17 protein-coding genes are annotated in these 23,181 nt (G+C 63.1%); 11 read left to right on the plus strand and 6 right to left on the minus strand.

Going from position 1 to position 23,181, the window contains the following annotated elements:
* The first annotated feature begins 119 nt into the window (after window positions 1-119).
* From J7I86_RS07605 to J7I86_RS07630, 6 genes are all read left to right on the plus strand, one after another.
* Window positions 120-1,766 carry a CdaR family transcriptional regulator gene (locus tag J7I86_RS07605; protein WP_214818726.1) on the plus strand — a complete coding sequence of 549 codons (1,647 nt, stop codon included), beginning with the start codon at window positions 120-122 and terminating at the stop codon, window positions 1,764-1,766.
* A 4-nt stretch (window positions 1,767-1,770) separates the two neighbouring features.
* Entirely contained in the window at window positions 1,771-2,682 is a 912-nt protein-coding gene (locus tag J7I86_RS07610) for a glutaminase (RefSeq protein WP_214818727.1), read from the plus strand.
* Between the two features lie 15 nt (window positions 2,683-2,697).
* Window positions 2,698-3,549 (plus strand): DNA alkylation repair protein, encoded by an 852-nt coding sequence (locus tag J7I86_RS07615; protein WP_214818729.1) that lies wholly within the window; start codon window positions 2,698-2,700, stop codon window positions 3,547-3,549.
* Window positions 3,550-3,639: 90 nt separating this feature from the next.
* The gene (gene cobA / locus J7I86_RS07620; RefSeq protein WP_214818731.1) at window positions 3,640-4,917 is read left to right on the plus strand and encodes a uroporphyrinogen-III C-methyltransferase; all 1,278 of its coding nucleotides are present in this window, start codon (window positions 3,640-3,642) and stop codon (window positions 4,915-4,917) included.
* A gap of 20 nt (window positions 4,918-4,937) precedes the next feature.
* Window positions 4,938-6,404 (plus strand): FAD-dependent oxidoreductase, encoded by a 1,467-nt coding sequence (locus J7I86_RS07625; protein WP_214818737.1) that lies wholly within the window; start codon window positions 4,938-4,940, stop codon window positions 6,402-6,404.
* Window positions 6,405-6,485: 81 nt separating this feature from the next.
* Window positions 6,486-7,865, plus strand: a complete 1,380-nt coding sequence (locus J7I86_RS07630) for a rhodanese-like domain-containing protein (protein WP_214818738.1) — start codon at window positions 6,486-6,488, stop codon at window positions 7,863-7,865.
* 12 nt (window positions 7,866-7,877) lie between these two features.
* On the opposite strand, the gene J7I86_RS07635 is transcribed toward J7I86_RS07630, so the two are convergent.
* From J7I86_RS07635 to J7I86_RS07645, 3 genes are all read right to left on the minus strand, one after another.
* Window positions 7,878-8,558 carry a FadR/GntR family transcriptional regulator gene (locus J7I86_RS07635; protein WP_214818739.1) on the minus strand — a complete coding sequence of 227 codons (681 nt, stop codon included), beginning with the start codon at window positions 8,556-8,558 and terminating at the stop codon, window positions 7,878-7,880.
* Window positions 8,555-9,859, minus strand: coding sequence for an MFS transporter (locus J7I86_RS07640; protein ID WP_214818740.1), 1,305 nt, complete (start codon window positions 9,857-9,859; stop codon window positions 8,555-8,557). The genes J7I86_RS07635 and J7I86_RS07640 overlap by 4 nt, the downstream gene beginning before the upstream one ends.
* 65 nt (window positions 9,860-9,924) lie before the next feature.
* Complete coding sequence (locus J7I86_RS07645) at window positions 9,925-11,367, minus strand: PucR family transcriptional regulator (protein WP_214818752.1); 1,443 nt, start codon at window positions 11,365-11,367, stop codon at window positions 9,925-9,927.
* Between the two features lie 144 nt (window positions 11,368-11,511).
* Here J7I86_RS07645 and J7I86_RS07650 point away from each other — a divergent pair, with 144 nt between their 5' ends.
* A complete protein-coding gene (locus J7I86_RS07650; protein ID WP_214818755.1) occupies window positions 11,512-12,942 on the plus strand; it encodes a gamma-aminobutyraldehyde dehydrogenase in 1,431 nt (476 codons plus the stop codon).
* Between the two features lie 59 nt (window positions 12,943-13,001).
* Window positions 13,002-14,357 carry a 4-aminobutyrate--2-oxoglutarate transaminase gene (gene gabT / locus J7I86_RS07655; protein ID WP_214818757.1) on the plus strand — a complete coding sequence of 452 codons (1,356 nt, stop codon included), beginning with the start codon at window positions 13,002-13,004 and terminating at the stop codon, window positions 14,355-14,357.
* A 190-nt stretch (window positions 14,358-14,547) separates the two neighbouring features.
* Here gabT and J7I86_RS07660 read toward each other — a convergent pair whose 3' ends face one another.
* The 3 genes from J7I86_RS07660 to J7I86_RS07670 form a co-directional block, all read right to left on the minus strand.
* Window positions 14,548-16,968 carry a polysaccharide lyase 8 family protein gene (locus J7I86_RS07660; protein ID WP_286179472.1) on the minus strand — a complete coding sequence of 807 codons (2,421 nt, stop codon included), beginning with the start codon at window positions 16,966-16,968 and terminating at the stop codon, window positions 14,548-14,550.
* Between the two features lie 132 nt (window positions 16,969-17,100).
* Window positions 17,101-18,195 carry a LacI family DNA-binding transcriptional regulator gene (locus J7I86_RS07665; RefSeq protein ID WP_214818760.1) on the minus strand — a complete coding sequence of 365 codons (1,095 nt, stop codon included), beginning with the start codon at window positions 18,193-18,195 and terminating at the stop codon, window positions 17,101-17,103.
* Window positions 18,195-19,220: a hydroxyacid dehydrogenase gene (locus tag J7I86_RS07670; RefSeq protein WP_309476688.1), complete on the minus strand. Its 1,026-nt coding sequence runs from the start codon at window positions 19,218-19,220 to the stop codon at window positions 18,195-18,197. The genes J7I86_RS07665 and J7I86_RS07670 overlap by 1 nt, the downstream gene beginning before the upstream one ends.
* A gap of 255 nt (window positions 19,221-19,475) precedes the next feature.
* Here J7I86_RS07670 and J7I86_RS07675 point away from each other — a divergent pair, with 255 nt between their 5' ends.
* From J7I86_RS07675 to J7I86_RS07685, 3 genes are all read left to right on the plus strand, one after another.
* Window positions 19,476-20,519 (plus strand): sugar ABC transporter permease, encoded by a 1,044-nt coding sequence (locus tag J7I86_RS07675; protein WP_214818762.1) that lies wholly within the window; start codon window positions 19,476-19,478, stop codon window positions 20,517-20,519.
* Between the two features lie 76 nt (window positions 20,520-20,595).
* A complete protein-coding gene (locus J7I86_RS07680) occupies window positions 20,596-21,489 on the plus strand; it encodes a carbohydrate ABC transporter permease (RefSeq protein ID WP_214818763.1) in 894 nt (297 codons plus the stop codon).
* Between the two features lie 31 nt (window positions 21,490-21,520).
* Window positions 21,521-23,170, plus strand: coding sequence for an extracellular solute-binding protein (locus tag J7I86_RS07685; protein ID WP_214818764.1), 1,650 nt, complete (start codon window positions 21,521-21,523; stop codon window positions 23,168-23,170).
* Window positions 23,171-23,181: the final 11 nt, after the last annotated feature.

Consider the following 23,181-nt stretch of genomic DNA (forward strand, 5'->3'; position numbering starts at 1 on the left):
CTGAAGGCCCGGTAATGTTTCTCGCTGTGCGCGCCTGCGTACATGTACCGGCGGAGCCCCTCAATGGCGAGGGAGGCTCGGCTGCTGTGAACCGATGAGGAGAGGAAGCGATAGCTTCGTTGAAAGCTTTGGAAATTGACGACGACGGCGTCGTCACCTTATTGAGCGATGTCCTTGAAGACCTTGGCGTCGATAACGCGCGGTTGCTGCTGGCCCCGGCAGAGGACAACAGAAACGTTCGCGAAACCGTCATTGTTGACGCTGAAGACGACGATGCAATCCGACCCGGGACTTTGGTCATGCTCATCGGAGTTCGGGGACGGGCCGCGCTCCCGGCGCTGCGCCGGATCATTGCCCACCGTCCCGCGGCTATAGCAGTCAAGGGCAACGAACGGGAGTTGGAAGCCGCAGCAGAGTTGCTGCAACCCACGGGAATCGGACTGGTGGCGGTGGCTCCTGGCTTGCGGTGGGACAAATTTGAAGGCATCGCTTTGGACCGTGTCCACGAAAACCGTGTCCGGGTAAACGACGGTCGTTTCAGCGATGTGCCCGGGGACAGCCCCACAGCAGTGCATCGGGACCTGTTCGCGATCGCCCAAACCACCGCAACCCTGACCAACGGCCACGTGGTCATTGAAGATCCGGGCAACAAGGTGCTTGCCTACTCGCCGGCGTCCAATGATGTTGACGAGCTCCGACGACTGTCCATCCTGGCGCGGCGGGGACCTGAAAAGTACCAAAAACTCCTGAAAGAATCCGGGGTCTACAAGCACCTGCAGGCCACCGAAGCACCCATCCACGTGGAAGCAAACCCGGATGCCGGGCTCCGCGAACGCGTGGCAATCGGCATTCATGCCGGCAGCCGTGTGATGGGGTACATCTGGCTGCAGGAGGGCGCCGAACCCTTGGCCGCGAACACTGACCGCATCATGGTGGGAGCGGCGCGCCACGCGGCGATCGAGTTGGTCCGGCACCGCAACGAGCAGTCTCAGTCGATGCGCGAGGACCGTGTGTCCAGCCTTTTAAGCGGCACAGCCCAAGTGCATTCGCAGGCCCAGTCCGCAGGAATTGATCCGTCAAAACCAGCGGCCCTGATCCTGATCTCTGCCGGTGGGCTGAGCCAGAGCGCCGCGGGTCTCCAACTCCGCCGGGGCGAGCTTTCCAAGGTGGCATCGATCCACGCTGCCGCCTACCGGCCAGGCGCAGTGGTGGGCGCACTCGGGATGGAAACGGCCATCATCCTGCCCGACCTGGACCCACTAAAGTCCCTCCCCGCCGTCAACCGGTTGGTCAACACGATCGTTCGTGACGCCACCACCCACCTTCACTTTCAAGTACAGGCAGCCGTGGGACCCATCGTTCCGCGACTGGATGCCCTGCATGCCACTCTTGATCACGTCCGCAGCGTCCTCAAAGTCATGGAAGCGACGCCAACAGTACGCGTGGCCTCGTACAGCGATGTTGAAACAACTGTGCTGACCAAGGAATTGCTGGAGCTGCTGGAATCGCGGACCACCCTGCGGCATGAAGGAATCGCGCGGTTGTGCACCCGCTACCCGGAATTCGCACTGACACTCCTGACCTACTTGGAGTTCTTTGGCGACGTGAACCGCTGCGCCGAAGAACTGGCCGTCCACCGCAACACAGTTCACTACAGGCTCCGACGCGCCTGCGAAGTGGCGGGCCTTGACCTCCACTCCGCGGACGAACGGCTGCTTGCCCACCTTCAGATCAGGCTCTGGACCTACGCAGGGACCAAGGGCTAGGACCATGGACATTCAGAACCTTCTCGAAGACATCGTCGGAGCCGTGCAGCCGCATGTCGGCCAAGGAAAAGTAGCCGATTACATCCCCCAGCTCGGTGCGGTGGATCCCCACCAATTCGGTATCTCCCTTGCAACCCGGGACGGAGAGGTCTTTTCAGCCGGCGACGCCCACGTGGACTTCTCCATACAAAGCATCTCCAAGGTCTTCGCGCTCGCCCTGGTACTGGCGTTCGACGGCGACGGGATCTGGAAGCGCGTTTTCCGGGAACCCTCCGGCAACCCGTTCAACTCGCTGGTCCAGTTGGAGAGTGAGGAAGGCATTCCGCGGAACCCCTTCATCAACGCAGGGGCAATCGTCGTTACGGACAGGCTCCTCACCATCACCGGCAATGCCGCACACGCCGTCAGGGATCTGATGCGGCAAGAGACCACCAAGGCAAGCATCGACACCGATCACCACGTGGCCGGCTCCGAGCTGGCTAACAGCCACCGCAATGCCTCGTTGGCGCATTTCCTGGCCAGCTGCGGCAATCTGGAAAACCCGGTCGAGGAAGTCCTGAATTCCTACGCAAAGCAATGCGCGCTCGCCATGACGTGCGAAGACCTGGCGCTCGCAACCCGCTTTCTCGCCTCCAATGGCTTGGGCGCTGACGGAAGTCTGTTGTTGTCCCCGGCCCAAACCAAGAGGATCAACGCCGTCATGCTCACCTGCGGAACGTACGATGCTGCCGGCGAATTCGCGTACCGCGTGGGCCTTCCAGGGAAGAGTGGCGTGGGCGGAGGGATCGTGGCCGTGGTTCCCAACAAGTGCTCCATCAGCGTGTGGAGTCCTGGCCTGGGACGGTCCGGGAACTCCGTGGCCGGAGTGGCCGCGCTGGACGAATTCACCACCCGCACTGGCTGGTCGGTCTTTTAGGCGCATTATTGAGGGATGACCCCCAAGGCCGGAAAGACCCCCAAGACCGGGAAGGCGCCTAAAACGGACAAGGCACCCAAGGGCGCCAAGGCGCCTAAAACGGACAAGGCACCCAAAGCCGCGCTGGCCCCGGGTACCCAACCCACCGCCGTCGAGTTCCTCGCGCGGCTCCAGGTGAGGCAGTCAGACGTGGAGCAGGCCAAGTACCAGCGGTACTTCAAGACCGGCAAGGGCGACTATGCCGAGGGGGATTTCTTCCTGGGTGTACGCATGGGCGAGGTTTTCACGCTTGGCAAGGAGTTCGCGGCCATGCCCCCGGAACAGATCGAACAACTCCTGGAGCAGGATATCCACGAGGCCCGGGCCGGGGCTGTGAAGATCATGGCCCTGCAAACGCAGAAAAAGAAGACCACTGAAGATCGGCGCAGGGAACTTTACGAGCTGTATCTGCGCAGGCACGACCGCATCAACAACTGGGACCTGGTGGACTTGGGTGCGGGGCGGGTAGTGGGTGGTTGGCTCATGGATAAACCGCGCGACCCGCTGTATGACCTGGCCCGTTCGGAAAACATGTGGGAGCGGCGGACAGCCATAGTTGCGACGTCGGCATTCATCCGTGAAGGTCAATTGGATGACACCTTCGCGATCGCCGCCATCCTCCTTCATGACGAGGAAGACCTCATACACAAAGCCGTAGGTGGCTGGGTCCGCGATGCCGGCCGGAGCAGCCGCGAGCGCTTGTTGGCGTTCCTGGACGAGCACGCAGCCAGCATGCCGCGGACGGCGCTTCGTTACGCGATTGAACACCTGGGCAAGGAACAGCGGGCCTATTACCTGAGGCTCAGGGACAGTGTTTCCCCGAACTAAGGGCGGAAGTATGTGACGTTGGATTACCCAGCGTTACCGGGTGTTTCCGAGCCTTTGAAGCATGTTACGGAGCCGCCCTACAGTTTTTTCATGGCAATACAGGACATTTACCCCACCGCGCTGCGGCTGCTCGGCCGCCCGGTGCTGGTGGTTGGCGGCGGCCCCGTTGCCCAGCGCCGCGCCAAGGGACTGCTGGACGCCGGTGCTGAAGTCACCGTGGTGTCACCCGTTGCCACCGAAATACTTCGCGGCCAGGCCACGTCCGGCCTCCTCACCTGGGAACAGCGCGAGTACCGGACTTCAGACCTCGACGGCGTCTGGTTCGTTCAGACCGCCACCGGCACAGCCGCTGTGGACACCCAGGTAGCGGCCGACGCCGAAGCGCAGCGCATCTGGTGCGTCAACGCCTCGGACCACGAAGCATCAGCCGCCTGGACACCTGCCGTTGCTGTAGTGGACGACGTCAAGATCGCCATCAACGCCGGGGGAGACCCGCGCCGCGCCATGGCCCTTCGCAACGCTGTGGCCACTGCGTTGGAAACGGGCGACCTTCCACTCCGCCGGCACCGTAAGCCGGACACCGATGGCAAGACGCCCATCGGCTCGGTCGCCCTGGTGGGTGGCGGTCCCGGCGATTCGGGACTCATCACAGTCCGCGGCCGACGCCTCCTGGGCCAGGCCGACGTCGTGGTTGCAGACCGTCTTGGCCCGCGCGAGCTGCTGAAGGAACTCGCCCCGGATGTCCGTGTGATCGAGGTCGGCAAGACGCCCGGCCACCACCCCGTGCCGCAGCTTGAGATCAACAGGATCCTCGTGGACGAAGCCCTCAAAGGCAACCGCGTGGTCCGGCTCAAAGGCGGCGACCCCTACGTTCTGGGTCGCGGCGGCGAGGAAGCTGAATTCTGCCGGCAGAACGGCGTCGAGGTTGAAGTGGTGTCCGGCGTGACGTCGGCGATTTCCGTTCCGGCTGCCGCCGGTATCCCCGTGACACACCGTGGCCTGGCCAAGGGCTTCAGCGTGGTGACCGGCCACGAAGAACTGTCCGAAGTCCCCGCACGCCCCGATCACACTGTGGTGTTGCTCATGGGAGTGGCGCAATTGCGCGATTCCGCGGCTGAGTTGGCGGGCTCGGGTCTGCCTTTGGACACACCAGTAGGTATCGTAGAGAACGGGTATTTGCCGGATCAGCGCGTCACCATCGGCACTCTGGGAACCATCGCGGACCAGGCGGAAGCCGTCGGCGTGGCCAACCCGGCGGTCATTGTGATCGGCGATGTTGTCCGTGTCAGCCCCTTTGCACCGCAGCACTTCAAGACCGCTGACTACAGCACTATTACCCCAAATCGTCCCCGCGTCCGCAGTAACTGAGAAGAAGAAGGAACACAGCCGTGTCAATTAGCACCCCCGTAGGTTCTGCGGACCGTCCGCTTCGCGTCGCCGTCATCGGTTCCGGCCCGGCCGGCGTTTACGCAGCTGACATCCTGACCAAGAGCGAGGCCGTCAAGAGCGGCGAACTCAACGTCAGCATCGACCTCTTCGACCGCTACCCGGCACCGTACGGCCTCATCCGCTACGGCGTGGCGCCGGACCACCCCCGTATCAAGGGCATCGTCAACGCCCTGCACAAGGTCCTGGACCGCGGTGACATCCGTTTCTTCGGCAACGTGGACTACGGCACGGACATCTCAATCGAGGACCTCCGCAAGCACTACGACGCCGTCATCTTCGCCACCGGCGCCATCAAGGACGCGGATCTGAACATCCCGGGCATCGAACTTGAGGGCTCCTTCGGCGGCGCTGACTTCGTCTCCTGGTACGACGGACACCCGGACGTTCCCCGCGAATGGCCGCTGGATGCCAAGGAAATCGCTGTCCTCGGCAACGGCAACGTGGCCCTTGACGTGGCCCGCGTCCTCTCCAAGCACGCCGATGACCTCCTGGTCACTGAAATCCCGGACAACGTTTACGCCGGCCTGAAGAACTCCCCGGTCACCGACGTCCACGTCTTTGGCCGTCGTGGCCCCGCACAGGTGAAGTTCACTCCGCTGGAACTGCGCGAACTCTCGCACTCCAAGGACGTAGACATCATCCTCTACGCCGAGGATTTCGAATTCGACGAAGAATCCGACCGCCAGGTCCAGACGAACAACCAGACCAAGACCATGGTTGGCACGCTCACCAACTGGATCGCCGAGCAGCCGGAGGACCTTTCCGAGCTCACCGCTTCCCGCCGCCTGCACCTGCATTTCCTGCACAGCCCGGTGGAAATCGTGGACTCCCCGGAAAGCCCGGGCAAGGTTGCCGGCATCAAGTTTGAGCGCACCGAGCTGGACGGCACGGGCAATGCCCGCGGCACCGGCGAGTTCATCGACTACCCGGTCCAGGCCGTGTACCGCTCCATCGGCTACTTCGGTTCGGCCCTGCCGGACGTGGAGTTCGACCACAAGAAGGGCGTCGTCACCAACGACGGCGGTCGCGTCCTGGACGCTGACGGCCAGCACGTACCGGGCCTGTACGCAACGGGCTGGATCAAGCGCGGTCCGGTAGGCCTCATCGGCCACACCAAGGGCGACGCCCTCGAAACCGTCACCTACCTTCTGGAAGACCGGGAGAACCTGCCGGTTGCTGAGGTTCCCGCAGCTGATGCCGTAGTAGATCTTCTCGATGCCCGCGGTGTGAAGTTCACCAGCTGGGAAGGGTGGCTGGCCCTTGACGCCCACGAGCTCGCGCTCGGCGCAGCAGCCACCGAGGCCGGCACCTCCCACGGTGTTGAGGTCAAGCGTGAGCGCATCAAGGTGGTGCCGCGCGAGGACATGGTCAACATTTCCCGCGATGGCGTAGCCGCACAGGTCTAACAGCAACGCGGGGTCACTTACGCACCTTTCCGGCCGCCCGGAAGGTGCATAAGTGACCCCGCGTTGTTTTAGTCTGTGGGTATGGACGTCGTTGTCATTGAAACTCCGCAGCTGGGTGATCGCAGTTACTTGGTGCATGACGGCACCGTGGCCTTGGTGATCGACCCCCAACGGGACATCGACCGCGTGGAGGCTGCGGCCATTGAAGCTGGCGTCCGGATCACTCATGTGGCCGAAACGCACCTGCACAATGACTACGTCACGGGCGGTTTGGTCCTGGCGGTGAAGCACGGCGCTGACTACTGGGTGCACGCCGAGGACGATGTTTCCTTTGCTCGCGTCCCCGTGTCCGACGGCCAGGTTCTTCGGGTTGGCGGGCTTGCTGTCACAGTGGTGGCCACCCCGGGCCACACGCATACGCACCTCGCCTATGTGGTGCGGGATGACGCGCACGACGACGGCCCTGAGGCCGTGTTTTCCGGCGGCAGCTTGCTCTACGGTTCGGTGGGGCGGACGGACCTGGTCTCGCCAGATGACACCGCCAAGCTGGCCCATGATCAGTACTCCTCAGTCCGGCGTTTGGTTGACTCGGCGGCGCCTGACGCTGCGCTGTACCCCACCCACGGTTTTGGATCGTTTTGCTCCATTGGCCCCGCGAGTCACCAGGACGCCTCCACTATTGCTGAGCAGGCACTGTCCAATCACGCGCTGACGGATCCCCACGAGGACCACTTCGTCTCGCAGTTGCTGGAAAACATCACGGCTTATCCGGCGTACTACGCCCACATGAGTCCACTCAATGCCGCGGGTCCGGGTGAGGCAAGCCTGGCTGTTCCGGACTCGGTTGATCCGGCGGAGCTGAGCCGACGGCTGAGTGCAGGGGAGTGGGTTGTAGACCTGCGGCAACGGGTGGCGTTCGCTGACACTCACCTCCAGGGCAGCGTGAGTTTCGAGTACGGCCGCGGGGAAAATTTCACCAGCTACCTTGGCTGGGTGATCCCGTGGAACCAGCCGCTCACGTTGTTGGGACCACGCGGCGAGGTTGAGAAGGCGATCCGCGACCTGGTGAGGATCGGCATCGACAACCCGGATGCCGCCGTCGGGCCTGACCCGACGGGTCTGGACATCGGTGTCCTTGCGCCTGACACTCCCGTGGCGGCGTACCCGCACGGGGATTGGAGTTTGTTGCTCAGGGAGCGGACGCCGGAGGACGTGGTCCTGGATGTTCGCCGTCCGGAAGAATTCAAAGCCTCGCACGTGGCTGGTGCGCTCAACCTGCCCGTTTACGGGCTCCTCGGCAGAATCACTGAGCTGCCGGAAGCCAGAATCTGGGTGCACTGCGCCACGGGCTACCGGGCAAGTGTCGCCGCGAGTTTGCTGGACCGGGCCGGACTGGACGTGGTGCTCATCAACGCCAAATTCAAGGACGCAGACGGCGCAGGAGTCGAAACAACGCCGTAAACAGTAGCCGGGCTACCGCGGCGCCTGATCCGAGCAGTAATCCAGATTCCTGTACACGCTCTGGATGGCGGCATCAGGATCGTGGGCTTCCAAAGCGTCCACCAGTTCGTCATGGCCTTCGCGGGGGATGCCGTTGAAGCCGCCCTTGCGTTGCTGCCGGAGGAGGTCGTTGTGGAACACTCCGCCGAACGAAACGTACAGCTGGTGCAGCAAGGGGTTTCGTGACGCCAGGGCCACGCGTTCGTGGAATTCCCAGTCGGCGCTGGCCCACGTGGGGTAGTCCTCGGCCTGCCAGGCATCGTGGCGGAGCGCCAGGAGACGGCGCATTTCAGCCAGATCCTCGGTGGTGGCGTGCTTGGTAGCCAGACGAGCGGCCTGAGTGTCCAAGCCGAGACGGACCTCCACAATGTGTTCCTGCGTGTGCTCCAGGTACATCCGCTGGGCCGCGCCGGACATTTCACTGTTGGCCCGCACATACGTGCCGTCTCCCCGGCGGACCTCCAGCATGCCCGAGTGTGCCAGCGCCTTGATGGCCTCGCGCAGGGTTCCGCGCGAAACACCAAGGGTGGACATGAGCTCGGGTTCGGCAGGAATTCGCTCCTGAAGAGGCCATTCACCGGACTTGATCATGTCCCGCAGCTTTGCGGTGATCTCCTCGGCAAGGGCCGGGCGATGCGAAGGGGTCAGGGTCATGCTGTCCTCGGTCCGGTCTTGGTGGCAGTGCGCTTGCTGGTGAGCAGGTGGCAGGTGACCATGAGCGCCACCGCCACGATGGACAGCAGGCTCAACGGCAGCACCCAGCCGCCGGTGGCGCTGTGGAGCAGGCCCATGCCAAAGGGGCCGATTGCCGCAATCAAGTATCCCAGCGATTGGGCGATGGTGGAGAGCGCGGTGGTTTCCGCCGTCGAGCGTCCGCTGCGGCTGATGATCACCAGAACCAGCGGGAAGATGCCCAAACCGAAGCCGAACAGCACTGCGGGAACAACCGCCAACGACGTCGGCAGCCAGACCATGGCGGCAATGGCGAGCAGCGTGGAGCTGCTGGCGAGATACAATGCGGGGCGCAGCATGCCTGGCCGGGAACCGAAGGCGAGCAGGATCATGCCGGCCGCGACGGAAACCAGTTGCATCACGCCGAATTGGAGGCCGCTTTCGGAGGCACTGAGACCTTGCGACGTCAGGATGTAGGCGAACCAGCTCATCACGGCATAGGCGAGGAAAGCCTGGAAAGTGAAGATCGCGGTGATCAGAAGGCCCAAACGGGTGCGCAGCAGCGGCCACATGGACACCCGCGGGCGATCGGTCTTGGTGGCCTTCCGGTGCGTGTGCAGGACGACCGGCAGGAAACCCAGGAGAGCCGCGACGCCCAACAGGCCCCAAGCAGCCAGGCCCATGGACGGCGAACCAAGTTCCTGGGCCAGCGGAACGCTGACGACTGCGGCGAAGGTTGCTCCGCCGGACATGGTGAACGTGTAGAGGCCGGTCATCATGGAAGTGCGCTCGGAGTAGTGCTCACGGATGAAGGACGGCATGGCCACGTTGCACACGGCCAGGCCGGACATCGCCAGGACTGTGCCTCCAAGGAGGGCGCCCGTCACAGGAACGCCCCGCACCAGCAAGCCGCCGGCCAGCAGTGCCAAAGCGATGGCGATCGCCTTCTCCACGCCGACGCGGCGGGTCAGCCAGGACGTTCCCATGCCTGCAACGGCAAAGCACAGCAGCGGAATGGACGGAAGGATGGACGCCACCAGAGCGCCGTAACCCAGCACCTGCTGAAGGTCATGGAACAGGGCTGCGGCGCTGGTGATACCCGCACGCAGATTTAGGCCGATGAGGACCACGGCAATAAGGCCGACGACGGCGACGACCCGGGTCTTGGGGACTGCTGAGCTGGCCGGGTCCGCAGGGTTCGCACGGACCGCAGGGGCAGTCTGGGCGGTGCTCACAGTAGGAATGTTTCCAGTGCTGGGGGTGAGAGGAGTCGTCGCGGCCATATCTAAAGGTTAGACGTTTGACGTCTAATGTCTAGGGTTTTGTGGTGAAGCTCTCCGCGGACTGCCTATCTGGGGTTTCGGGAACCCAGCCGCTGAACCGCCAAAGCCAGCCAAAGTTGTACACGGTCCTGCGTCTGGGAGGGGTCGTAACCCGTTAGCTCGGTGATCTGGGCCAGACGGTATCGCACCGTATTGCGGTGCAGGGTGAGGGCTTCGGCCACCGCAGCCACTGAGCCGTTGTGGTTCAGGTAGCTTTCCAGAGTGGCCACCAATTCGGCACCATGAGCTGCGTCGAACTTGCGCAAGGGGGTGAGGGATTCGCTAGCCATATCCGCCAACGGAACATCCTCGCTGGCCAGCAATAGGGACGTCAGGCTCAGGCGCTCCGGCTCGTTGACCGGCAAGCCGTGTGCCACGGCGTCGCGCGCTTCAAAGTAGCTCCACCGCAGCCCGTTCGGTTTCGTATAGGCGCCGCCGATGCCTATCACTGCGTGAATGCCGGCTTCCTGCAAGTGATCGCTCAGGCTCCTGGCCAAAGCGGTGGCCGAGCTGCCGTCGTCGCTGATGACGGTGACCAGGTCCTTCCCGACGACGGCGCTGACGCCGGCTTCCAACGCCTGGGGCAGGGAAATGCTGATCAGCTGTTTGTGGTGTGCCACGGACTCCGCCACGAGCACCACGTTCTTCCGGGTGCTGTTGATGCCAACGCCGGCCAAACGACGCGCGGACTCAATGGTTTCCAGTGTGCCGTGAATGACGTCGTCCAGCACCTGTCCGGCCATGGCCCGCTGGGACTGCCGCTGCTTGACCATGTTGTTGAGCTCAACGCTGATCAGGTTTTGGGCGTAACTGACGATTCCGGAGTCAACAAAGGGCTGCCGCAGCCATAGCGTGCAGGCATCCCTGCGGCCGGTGGGAATCGGATACGAAGCCCAGCCATCCGCCGTCGGGGCCGGTTTCCCCGCCACGCTGTTGTAAAGCTGCGCGCTGAACTGAGTGAGCACTACGTCAGTGCGGAGCATGCTGCCCAATTGCTTCAGGAGCTCGTTCAGGCCGCCGCCGGTGAGGAGCGAGCGCGCCAGGATCTGGTGCCCGGCGAGAAGCCGCTCCAAATTGGAATAGTGGTCTGCTGAATGCGACTCCGCCACCAGCTTTCCGATGGCAATGAACGGGATTTCATAGGGGACTTCCACCAGTGGCAAACCCCAACGGTTGGCTTCGGCGATGAGTGCATCCGGAACGGACTCGTGGGTGAGGCCGATGCCGAAACCGATCCCCACTGCACCGGCGCGCTGGGCCTGGCGGACGAACCGCCGCTGGTCCGCGGCGCTCTTGAGGCGGAGACCGGTGGTCAGGACCAATTCCCCGCCGCTGAGGAAGCGCTGGGGATCTTCCAATTCCGTCACGGCAACCCAGCTGATGTCCTGGTTCAGGGTGGTTTCGGCAAGGCCGGCCTGGCGGAGTTTCAGGGAGGGGACAGCGACGAGCGAAGCGAGGGACATTGCCATGCTTTAAAGCGTAACCCGGCACTGGGCAAGCGCACTAAGCGGGGGGTTGTTGTGTGTGCAGCTGGCTATTCCTTGGGCACCCTCCCTGGCATAGGCTCTGATCAGCTAAACCCATGCCCAGACTCCGAAAGAGGGTTGCACACCGTGGTTCAAACCTTGCAGAACTTCATCAACGGCGAATTCGTTACGCCGGCAGGTACGGGTCTTCTGGACATCGTGAACCCCGCCACCGGGGAAATCGTTGCCAAATCGCCCATTTCGGTGCAGGCCGACGTGGACGCCGCCATGACCGCGGCCAACCAGGCCTTCAAGTCCTGGAAGAAGGCCACCCCGGGCCAGCGCCAACTGATGCTCCTCAAGCTCGCCGACGCCGTCGAGGCCAACAGCGACGAACTCGTAGAAGCCCAGCACCGCAACACCGGACAGGTCCGTTCCCTGATCGCCTCCGAGGAAGTTGCTGCAGGCGCAGACCAGCTCCGCTTCTTCGCCGGTGCAGCACGCATCATGGAAGGCAAGTCCGCAGGCGAATACTTTGAGGGCCACACCTCCTACGTGCGCCGCGAACCGATCGGTGTTGTAGCCCAGGTTGCTCCGTGGAACTACCCGTTCCTCATGGCCATCTGGAAGATCGGGCCCGCCCTGGCCGCAGGCAACACCATTGTTCTGAAGCCTTCGGACACCACCCCCGAGTCCACCTTGGTGTTGGCACGCCTCGCCGGCGAGATCTTCCCGGCCGGCGTCCTCAATGTTGTCCTCGGAACCGGCGAAACCGGCGCCATGATGGTTGACCACAAGGTCCCCGGCCTGGTGTCCATCACGGGCTCCGTCCGTGCAGGCATCGCCGTGGCAAGCGGCGCAGCCAAGGGCCTCAAGCGTGCCCACCTGGAACTCGGCGGCAAGGCACCGGCAATCGTCTTCAAGGATGCCGACATCAAGAAGAGCGCAGCGGCCATCGCAGAGTTCGCCTTCTTCAACGCCGGCCAGGACTGCACAGCCATCACCCGCGTGCTGGTGGAAGACTCCGTGCACGACGACGTTGTGGCAGCAATGGTGGAGCACACCAAGACCCTGCACACCGGTTCGCAGAACGACGAAGACAACTACTTTGGCCCGCTCAACAACGTGAACCACTTCAACGCTGTGACCTCCGTGGTGGACAACCTGCCGGCCAACTGCAAGATCGAAACCGGTGGCCACCGGGCAGGGGAGAAGGGCTTCTTCTTCGAGCCCACCATCATCTCCGGTGCCAAGCAGTCCGATGACATCGTGCAGAAGGAAACCTTCGGCCCGGTTATCACCGTCCAGAAGTTCAGCACTGAAGAAGAAGCGCTCGAACTCGCCAACGACGTCGAATACGCCCTGGCTTCCAGCGTCTGGACCACCGACCATGGCACGGCCATGCGCATGAGCCGCGACCTTGACTTCGGTGCGGTCTGGATCAACACCCACATCCTCCTGACGGCAGAGATGCCCCACGGCGGCTTCAAGCAGTCCGGCTACGGCAAGGACCTCTCCATGTACGGCGTCGAGGACTACACGCGCATCAAGCACGTCATGAGTGCACTCGATGCATAACTCAGACGCATAGCGCAGTCGCGTAACCCGTACGTATTTCCCAGAAAGGCAACCACCTCATGACCACCACCGCGAACGAACTCTCGTACCGCATCGAGCAGAAGCGCAACATCAACGGCGCCTTCCCCGGCCCCAAGTCGCAGGCACTGGCCGAGCGCCGCGCCGCCGTCGTTGCTGCCGGCGTCGCCTCGGGCGTCCCCGTCTACGTTGAAGACGCCGACGGCGGCATCGTCCGCGACGTCGACGGCAACTCTTTCATCGACCTCGGCTCCGGCATCGCCGTGACCAGCGTCGGCGCGTCCGACCCCGCCGTCGTCGCTGCCGTCCAGGAAGCCGCTGCACACTTCACGCACACCTGCTTCATGGTTACCCCGTACGAGGGCTACGTTGCAGTTGCCGAGCAGCTCAACCGCCTCACCCCGGGCGACCACGCCAAGCGCACCGTGCTGTTCAACTCCGGCGCAGAAGCTGTGGAGAACGCGGTCAAGGTTGCACGCCTGGCAACGGGCCGCGACGCCGTCGTAGCTTTTGACCACGCCTACCACGGCCGCACCAACCTGACCATGGCACTGACCGCCAAGGCCATGCCGTACAAGACCAACTTCGGCCCGTTCGCGCCCGAGGTCTACCGCATGCCCATGAGCTACCCGTTCCGTGAAGAGAACCCGGAGATCACCGGTGCAGAGGCCGCCAAGCGCGCCATCACCATGATCGAGAAGCAGATCGGTGGCGACCAGGTTGCCGCGATCATCATCGAACCCATTCAGGGTGAGGGTGGCTTCATTGTCCCGGCCGAAGGCTTCCTGCCGGCACTGTCCGCATGGGCCAAGGAAAAGGGCATCGTCTTCATCGCTGACGAGGTCCAGTCCGGCTTCTGCCGCACAGGTGAATGGTTCGCCGTTGACCACGAAGGTGTTGTTCCGGACATCATCACCATGGCCAAGGGCATCGCCGGCGGTCTCCCGCTGTCCGCCATCACCGGCCGCGCCGACCTTCTCGACGCCGTTCACCCGGGCGGCCTTGGCGGCACGTACGGAGGCAACCCGGTTGCTTGTGCAGCAGCACTCGCAGCGATCGACACCATGGAGCAGCACGACCTCAACGGCCGTGCCCGCCACATCGAAGAGCTGGCCCTGGGCAAGCTCCGCGAACTGGCTAACGAAGTTTCCGTAGTTGGCGACATCCGTGGCCGTGGCGCCATGCTGGCTATCGAGCTCGTTCAGCCCGGTTCCAAGGAGCCGAACGCTGAGCTCACCAAGGCCGTTGCTGCCGCTTGCCTCAAGGAAGGCGTCATCATCCTGACCTGTGGCACCTACGGCAACGTGATCCGCCTGCTCCCGCCGCTGGTCATCAGCGACGAACTGCTGATCGACGGCCTCGAGGTCCTCGCCGCAGCCATCAAGGCTCACGCGTAAGTCTCCACGCTTCAAACACCAAGGAGGGCCGGGAATTATCCCGGCCCTCCTTGTGTGTTTAGCGGGTTTAACGGGCCCCCGCCGAGTTCGCGGGAACCCGTCGAGTTCGCTGGAGCTAATCGGGTGTTCTCGCACTGTTCCCGCGATCTCGAGGGGGCGGAAGCGCGGAGCGTACGACGGCGGCCCTCGGCTAGCTGCCCAGCGTCAGGTTCTTCTGGTGGCCGTGTCCGTCGAGTTGGACCTCGATGACCAGAGGGCTGACGTTGACCAAGGCCACCCCGGGGTCGGAATTCACCAAAGTGCCCCAAGCAGAGCCAATGAGTGTGATCCGCACAGACGGCTGCGTCCGTGATGGATCTGCCACGGACAGGGTGAGCTTGTCCCCGGTCTGCTGCGCGGCCACGGTGCATGGCCCGGACGCTGCGTATCCGCCGGAAGTTCCTGCAGCGAAGAAGTTGGCCAGAACCAGCTTCTCCTTGGCTACCTCCACCATCTGCACCTCCGCGGAGTTGGCCAACACCTTCACATCAGGGTTGGCGGACTGGGAGAACGTGTCCGAAGGGGCTGCCGCGGGCAGGACCATGTATGCGTAGCCTGAGGCTACCGGGTCAGCGCCGTGGCGATGGGTGATGGTGACATAGTCTCGAGTAACGGGATCCGTGGTGCCACCGGTGTCCGCCCCCGAATTGATGTCGAACCAGCTGCCCGTCCTGCGGACAACGGAGACTTCGGGTGTTCCGGACACTCCCGGAGCATCAAGGAACACGTAGCCGCCGTGGCCTTCAACGTGCAGGGAACGCTTCAAGACCACAGGAGCGTCACCGGGAGCCAACGTACGGTTCCGGGAATCCGTTCTGAGGTCAGGCACTGAGCCCACAGCAAACGCCCTGTTCTCAATTGTGGTCTGTACCGCAGCTCCACCGGTGCCGGTGATACCCGCACCGAGGCAGACCACAGCGTCGTCCAGGAAGAACCATGACTTCCGGCCGGACAGGGATTTGTTGTGGTTGAGGTGGTCCATGCCGATCACGCCCCAGCGGCCGTCCACAGTGAGTCCGCCGGCGAACGCCTGGAAACCGCGGGGGATGCCGGTGCCTGCCCCGCCAGCGCCGCTCGCCCGAACTTGGTCATTGACGGTGGTTCCGGGAAGGGCATAGGGGTCAACGGTCGGCCAGAAGTCGGCGCTGAACTGGGACGGATCCTGACGGGTGTAGAGGAACGTCATGCCATCGCCCTGGTACCAGCCGAGGTTGTTCTCGCTGTTGCCCCACTCGTAGCGGCCGATCCTCTTGGAGGACAGGTTGACCGTGCACCCCCACTGGGGGCGGTGGTGAACCAACCGGTCCTGGTCGGCGAACATGCGGCTGTAGACCGGTGCCGGTGCAGCAACGACGGCGGAATCGGACAGGACGCCCAGGGAGAGCAAGGATTTGGCCAGGCTCTGCGTTGGATGCCCCACGAGTTTCTGGTCGGCGCAGCGTTCAAGCCAGCCTTTGGCCAACGCCAGGAAACGGGAACGGTACAGCTCCTCGCAGCCCGGCGCCAGTAACAGGACAGCTGAAATCAGTCCGAAGCCGCTGACATAGTCGGGTTCCCGCTGACGGGAGACTGCACGTCCCCGGATAGTGTCCATGATCCCGCCGTCCCAGACGAACGGCGCATAGGTTTCCTCCACGGCATCGAGGAGGACAGAACGCTTGGGGTCGTTCACTGCCCAGGTGCTTCCACCCAGCATCGCGATGATCTCGGCGATGCCGGCCAGGGCCACCACGCCGTAGGTTCCTGCGTAAGGGAGGTAGGAGTGCTGCACATAGGACCCGTCGGCGTAGAAGCCGTCGCCGCTGGTGACGTAGGTGAAGACACTGTTGGTACCACCGCGGATAGTATCGCTCAGGGCATCGCGGCCCAGCGCGATCTCGCTGGGATTGTTGTCGAGGATGCCCCGCATGCAGCAGGCCAGTGACTTGTCCACGCGGTTAGCGCCGGTTTCTGCCAGAGATGTGGCACGTCCGCGCCAATTCGGATTGGGGGCGAACCAGCGGACGGCCGCCAACAGGGATGTCCGCAGGGCTTGGGGAACTTCAGCATGCAGGAGGGTGAGGATGTCCACGGTCTTCCGGGGGACGCCGATCTCCCAGAACCACCAGTTGCCGGCTGCCTTGATGGACGGTTTGTATGCCGTGTCATTGAGGAGCTGAAGGCCCGCAACAATGTCGGCGGCCAGGTCCGGATTTCCAGCGTACGGATTGCCGGGGACTGTGTACCCCAAAGCCATGTCGTACAGACGGTTGAAGTGCAGCCCCATGTTGCCGGTAGCAGCAGCGGACTGTCCGATGCCCGTCAAAGGGATATCGTTCCACAGCGAAGTCCGCGCCGGGGCTTTGTCCAAGGAAGTCCACCATTTCCCTGTGGTCTCGCCCATGCCTTCAAGCTGGGAGGCGAGCTCGGGGATGTCTGTGGCGCTCCGGCCTCCGGTGAGGACCAGCCGGCGTCGATCAATAAGCTCCTGTAATCCGGCCTCGGAAGCGGTGAAAGCGGGGCCTGTTTGGGAGAGCAGGGCCCCGGCGAGGGCTGCCGCACCTCCTGCGTGGAAAAGGGTCCTGCGGCTCATTGTGGGTCCATTGACGTTCAAAGCTGCTCCGTTCAAAACTGTTCCAGGCGTGATGGGGTGGACATTGCGGTGAAAGTTTCCGCAACTTTATGTCCGGTTCCCGGGCATCTCAACAGAAATGAACAAAACTGCTCAGGGCTTGCTGGGAGGCGAAACCGAGTCCCGGATGACTATGTGCGTACCAACGGTGAGGGTGTTGTCAGAGGAGGCTCCGGCGTCGTGCGGTGACTGGGACAGTGCCAGACGCACGGCCTCCCGCCCCAGTTCCTCGAGCGGAACCCGAACCGTGGTGAGGCGGGGGCGCAGTTCGCTGGCCACCGGAACGTCGTCGTAACCAACTACCGAGACGTCCTGTGGAACGCGGATGCCGCGCTCCTCGAGCGCTTCCAGGATGCCCGCTGCCACGAGGTCGTTGGCGCCGAAAACAGCGGTGAAGTCCACGTCCTGGTCCAACAGTTCCCGCATGCGGCTGTACCCAAAACCGCGGCCAAAGGCGCCCTCATGGACCAGTGCCGGGTCCCGCTCAATTCCGCGCGCATCCAAGGCGCGGTAGAAACCGGCCAGCCGCGACGCCGTCGTCGAGAAATCGCGCGGCCCCCCGACGTAAAGGATCCTTCGGTGCCCCTGGGAGATGAGGTAGTCCGTGATCGCGAAGGCGCCTCCTTCGTTGTCGTACGTGACCATCTTGGTGGGCACTCCCGGCCCCAGGGACGGCCTGCCGCACAGGACCAGCGAGGAGCCGGCCGCATCGAGCGCACGTGCGCGGTCGGCCATTTGCTTCCTGTACCGGGCGTCATCCGAAGCGCCGCCCACCAGGATCACGGCATCGGTGCGTTGCTCGCGCATGAGGTCCACCAGCGCAAGCTCCCGTTCCTTGTCCCCGTGCGTGGCGGTGATGAGGCACATTCGTCCTTCTGCGCTCGCCTGCCGTTCAACCCCGCGGGCGATGTAGGCGAAAAAGGGATCGGCGACGTCGTTGATGATGATGCCCACGGTCCGCGTTGTTGCCCCGGCGAGGGCACGGGCATGCGCGTTGGCCACATAGCCGAGGTCGGTCACGGACCGGAAGATGCGTTCCCGGGTGGCTTTGGCCACCGGGTAGTTGCCGCTCAGGGCCCTTGAAACGGTGGCCACTGACACGCCTGCCGCCTGCGCGACGTCGGCAATGGTGGCACCACTGCCGCCGCGGGCATGGATCGGTTCTGTGCGGGAGCTTTTCTCAGTCACTAAGCGATTCTCGCAAGATCCGCCGCCAATACCGGATAAGCCAAGGGCAAGCCCTCACTCAATCGGCGGACTTCCATCACAGCGTGGCTGCCCAGACGGTGGATTTCGTTGCCCATCGCCCCCGCAATGTGGGGCGTCAGTACAACATTGGGCAGCGTGTGCAGTACCGAACCGGCGGGGAGAGGTTCGGGGTCAGTGACGTCAAGATACGCGTCGAGCCGTCCTGAGACGAGTTCCGCGGTCAGCGCCGCGGCATCGATGAGAGCGCCGCGGGCTGTATTGATGACCAAGGTTCCGTCCCTCATCAGGGCAAGTTGCTGCGCGCCGATGATGCCCTTTGTCTCTGCAATGTCTGGGGCGTGGACGCTGACGACGTCGGACAATGCACACAGCTGGTTCAGCCCCACGGTTTCCACGCCCAGCGCTGAAGCCTCGACGGCGGTGAGGTAGGGATCGTAGACCAGCACCCTGGCATCGAGGTTCTTGAGCAGCCCAACCACCAGGCGGCCCACACGTGACGCGCCCACAAGCCCGATGGTAACTCCGTTGGTTCCAATGCTGGGAAAGCCGGAGGCGTTGCGGGATGCCCCAGTGGTGCGCAATTGTTCGCTGAACCGCCGAGCCCGTTTAAGGCCCATGACGATTGCGGCGAAGGTGAACTCGGCTACCGGCACGGCGTTGGCTGCAGCCGAAGAGGACACCTCGATCCCGCGGGCGTAGACCTCGGGGGACAGGAAGGTCTTGACAGTACCTGCGGCATGGACGATGCAGCGCAGCTCCGGCAGGCGGTCCAACACGAAAGCATCGATGATGGGTGCGCCCCACCCCGTGATGAGCAGCTGCGCCTCGGCGAGCTTCTCCAAGGAACCGGGGACTGAGAAGTCAGCAACCGGCTCTGCGTCCAGGAGGGTAACCATTCCGCGGAGACGCGCGAGGTCCTCGCCGCTGAATAGGGTGCGCAGGTTGTTGCGGCCCATCACGAACGCAGCCTTGATGGTACCGGCTTGCTGGAGGTTGGTGGTCACTGCGGGTCCGTCCGGTTCGTCACTAGAAATCTATAGAAAGCGCTTGCTATTTCCAGTCACCCTAGGCGGTCATTCGAAATCCTGTCAATCCTGCGGAATCAACATTTATATGGCTTCTAGCATGTTATTGACATCACACCTTGCGACTGGGTAGCTTCTTGTCCATAGTAAACGCTTACTATTTCTAGCCACTGAGCGCTCCCAGGCGCCGGGCCACTCCACATCCGCCCCCCGCGGCGCAGACAGAGGAAATACATGAGCAGCAACAGCCATACACTCACGCCGCAGGCGACGCCCGACGTCGGCGGGCCGGCAACGGTGGCGGAAGGTCGCCGTCGGCGTCGCTCACCGGCGGCCTCCGCCTCACGGCAATCCCGCAAGAAGAGCCTCATGGCAAGAATCCGGCGCGACAAAGTGATGTTGCTGCTGATCGCCCCCGGCTTCTTGTACTTCGTGGTGTTCCACTACGTCCCGCTGGCCGGCAACATCATCGCGTTCCTCGACTACAAGCCGTACCTGGGCTTCATTGACAGCGTCTGGGTGGGCCTGGACAACTTCGCTGCCATGTTCCAGGACGGCGCTTTCTGGGAAGCACTCCGCAACACCCTGGTGATCACGGGCCTACAGCTGGCCCTCTTCTTCCCAGTTCCCATCTGCCTGGCCCTGCTGCTCAACAGCATCGTGTCCAACAAGATCCGGAAGTTCGTGCAGAGCGTTGTTTACCTGCCGCACTTCATCGGGTGGGTCATCATCGTGGCGGTATTCTCCGAGGTCCTCGGTGCCACAGGAGCGGTTCCGCACCTGCTGGAAAACCTGGGCCTGCCGCGCTTTGATGCCATGACAACTCCGGAGTTCTTCCCGTTCTTGGTCACCATTCAGTCCATCTGGAAGGACGCCGGTTGGGGAACCATCATCTTCCTGGCGGCCCTCATGAACGTGGACCAGGAACTCTACGAGGCTGCGGCAGTGGATGGAGCAAATGCCCGGCATCGGCTTTGGCACATCACGCTCCCCGGGATCATGCCGGTGATCGTCCTGCTCCTCATCCTCAACCTGGGCAGCATCCTGTCCGTCGGATTCGAGCAGATCGTCCTGCAACGCGACAACGTGGGACCCGGTGCAGGCGAAGTGCTGGACACGTACGTCTACTTCCACGGCATCCAGGACGGCCAATGGGGTCCGGCAGCCGCCGTGGGGCTCGTCAAGGGAATCGTTGGACTGTTCCTGGTACTGGGTGCCAACAAGCTCGCGCATTTCTTTGGACAGGAAGGTGTCTATTCCAATGGCAAATCCAAGTAGCACGCCGGTGGCCGCAGGCCACCCAAAGAGCAGCCCAAACACTGGTCCAGAGAACGGCCCGAAGAGTCGCCCAAAGATGGGCCCAAGAATCAAGGACACCCGGCCCGTCTGGATGGAAAAACCCAAGCCGGCCGTGCAGGTTTCCAAGGCAATCGCTTTGGTGGTCATCTGCTTCCTGGCGCTGTACCCCTTGCTGGCTGTCCTGGCCACGAGCCTCTCCAGCCAGAGCGTGATCGCCAACAACAACGGTCTGGTGCTGTTCCCTAAAGAACCAACGTTCGCCGCTTACCAAACCATCTTTGCCGGCGGCGTAGTCACTGATGCGCTGATCCGGTCCTTGGTCATCACCACCGTGGGCACTGCCCTGTCCCTGGTAATCACCGTCGCCATGGCGTACGGCCTGACCCGCAGGGACCTGGTGGGCGGGCGCTTCTTCCTGATGACCGCGCTGTTCACCATGCTCTTCAGCCCGGGCATCATCCCCAGCTTCCTCATGGTCAAGGAGCTCGGACTACTGGACAGTTATGCGGCGCTGGTCCTGCCCACCTTGATGAGCGCGTTCAACCTGGTGGTGGTCCGGTCCTTCTTCATGAACCTGCCGCAGGAATTGTTCGAGGCCGCAAAGATCGACGGCGCAGGCGACTTCCGGATCCTGGTCCAGATGGTGCTGCCACTCTCACGCGGTGTGCTGGCCGTCGTCGGGCTCTTCTACGCGGTGGGTTACTGGAACGCGTTCTTCAACGCCATGCTCTACCTGAACGACGACAAATGGCCGCTGTCCATGATCCTGCGTCAGTACGTACTCCTCGGCCAGCCAATGGGCGATTCCGCCGTAGCCGAGATCGCGGTGCCGTCGCAAGCGATCCAGATGGCCGTCGTCGTGATTTCACTCATCCCCATTGTGATCGTGTTCCCGTTCCTCCAGCGGTACTTCACCAAGGGCGTCCTCACCGGCGCCATCAAAGGCTAGTCAAAATCTCCACTCTTGAAAGGGAAGCCCCATGAACGCAGTACCCTCTGCCGGCCCCAGCCGCCGGAACTTCCTCTCAGTTGCAGGCATCGGCGCGCTCGCGCTCTTCAGCGGCGGAGCCATGGCCGGTTGCGGCCAGCGCACCACCAGCGTTGCCTCGAACGCCAGCGAAGCATTGCTGCCAACCCACATGCCCCTGAAGTCGGCCGCAGCGGACATCCCCGGCACGGCCGAGGGCGTTCCGTCCGCTTTCTACAAGTACCCTGCGCCGTTCCGAAGTGTGGAGAGTGCACCGCTCAAGGGCGGCAAGGTCACGGCCATCACCAACCTGTTCGGCACCGCTCCCAACGCCCGGGCGGACAACCCCGCGTGGCAGGCCATCGAGGCACGACTGGGCGGTCAGGTGGAAATCACCTCGGTCTCTTCGGATGACTACGCCACCAAGTTCAATACGATCATTGCCGGTGGCGAGCTGCCGGACCTCATGCTCAACGACGGCGCCGCGGTGCCCAACATCGTGGAGTTCCTCCAAGCCAAGTGTGCCGACCTCACGCCGTTGCTGGGCGGGGACAAGATCAAGGACTATCCCAACCTGGCGGCCATCCCGGAGGTGTTCTGGAAGCAGACCGTCCAGGCCGGCAAGCTCTACTCGTTGCCCATCCCGCGCAACCTCACCGGCGGCTCGGGCTTTGTGAACCAAACCCTGCTGGAGAACGTGGGCATCAAATCCACGGATGACATCAAGGACAAGGACGATTTCTACCGGGTGGCCAAGGAGCTCACCAACCCGTCCAAGAACCAGTGGGCGTTGGGCAGCACCAAATTTGGGCTCACCATGCTGCACCACATGTTCCGGACGCCAAACGTCTGGAAGAACGACGGCGGCAAACTCACCAGGGCCTTCGAGACGGACGAATACATGGCCGCGATCGAATTCGCCGCCAAGCTCTACAAGGACGGCCTGTACGTGCCGGGTTCCGAGGGCTGGACCAAGTCGCAGATGGTGAACTCCTTCATCTCCGGCAAAGTAGCCATGATTTACGACGGACTCCCGGCGTACATCGGACCCACCGGCTATGGCCGCAGCATCCCCGCTGCTAACAAGGCCAACAAGGCCGTGCCCTTCATCCCCGTGGGCCACGACGGCGGGAAGGCACAGACGTGGCTGGACAACATCACGTTCGCCACCGTCATGCTGAAGAAAGCGGACGAAGCCAAGCTCAAGGAAGTCCTGGCGGTTGCAAACTTCCTGGCGGCACCGTTCGGCAGCGAAGAGTACTTGCTGCTCAACTACGGCGCCGAGGGAGCCGACTACACCCTGGATTCCAGCGGCAACCCGGTGGTTACCGAGCGGGCCTTGCTGGATAACGCCGTGCCGTGGAAGTATCTCGCTGCACCTCAGCAAGTGGTGTACGACCCCAGTAACAAGGACATTGTGGACGTCATGCACAACGCGTATTCCAAGCTCATTCCTTTGGGCGTCGAGGATCCATGCGGCACGCTCTTCAGCCCCACGAACGCCAGCAAGGGCGCCAAACTGGGTCAGCCAGTCTCCGATGCTGCTACGGCAGTCATCGCCGGCCGTGGAACCATGGACGCACTCAAGAGTGCCGTGGCGGACTGGAAGAAGAACGGTGGCGACACCATCCGCGGCGAATACGAATCGGCACTGGCCAAATAGCTCACCCTCCA

Origin of the sequence: Arthrobacter sp. ISL-95 (assembly GCF_018613695.1) — a bacterium.
Lineage (GTDB): Bacteria > Actinomycetota > Actinomycetes > Actinomycetales > Micrococcaceae > Arthrobacter.

Excerpts from the sequence above, each read along its gene's own strand:
- J7I86_RS07640 (WP_214818740.1), bottom strand. The coding sequence starts at position 9,859 with ATGGCCGCGACGACTCCTCTCACCCCCAGCACTGGAAACATTCCTACT.
- J7I86_RS07685 (WP_214818764.1), top strand. The coding sequence starts at position 21,521 with ATGAACGCAGTACCCTCTGCCGGCCCCAGCCGCCGGAACTTCCTCTCA.
- gabT (WP_214818757.1), top strand. The coding sequence starts at position 13,002 with ATGACCACCACCGCGAACGAACTCTCGTACCGCATCGAGCAGAAGCGC.
- J7I86_RS07645 (WP_214818752.1), bottom strand. The coding sequence starts at position 11,367 with ATGGCAATGTCCCTCGCTTCGCTCGTCGCTGTCCCCTCCCTGAAACTC.
- J7I86_RS07680 (WP_214818763.1), top strand. The coding sequence starts at position 20,596 with ATGGGCCCAAGAATCAAGGACACCCGGCCCGTCTGGATGGAAAAACCC.
- J7I86_RS07610 (WP_214818727.1), top strand. The coding sequence starts at position 1,771 with ATGGACATTCAGAACCTTCTCGAAGACATCGTCGGAGCCGTGCAGCCG.
- J7I86_RS07630 (WP_214818738.1), top strand. The coding sequence starts at position 6,486 with ATGGACGTCGTTGTCATTGAAACTCCGCAGCTGGGTGATCGCAGTTAC.
- J7I86_RS07615 (WP_214818729.1), top strand. The coding sequence starts at position 2,698 with ATGACCCCCAAGGCCGGAAAGACCCCCAAGACCGGGAAGGCGCCTAAA.
- cobA (WP_214818731.1), top strand. The coding sequence starts at position 3,640 with ATGGCAATACAGGACATTTACCCCACCGCGCTGCGGCTGCTCGGCCGC.
- J7I86_RS07675 (WP_214818762.1), top strand. The coding sequence starts at position 19,476 with ATGAGCAGCAACAGCCATACACTCACGCCGCAGGCGACGCCCGACGTC.
- J7I86_RS07635 (WP_214818739.1), bottom strand. The coding sequence starts at position 8,558 with ATGACCCTGACCCCTTCGCATCGCCCGGCCCTTGCCGAGGAGATCACC.
- J7I86_RS07660 (WP_286179472.1), bottom strand. The coding sequence starts at position 16,968 with ATGAGCCGCAGGACCCTTTTCCACGCAGGAGGTGCGGCAGCCCTCGCC.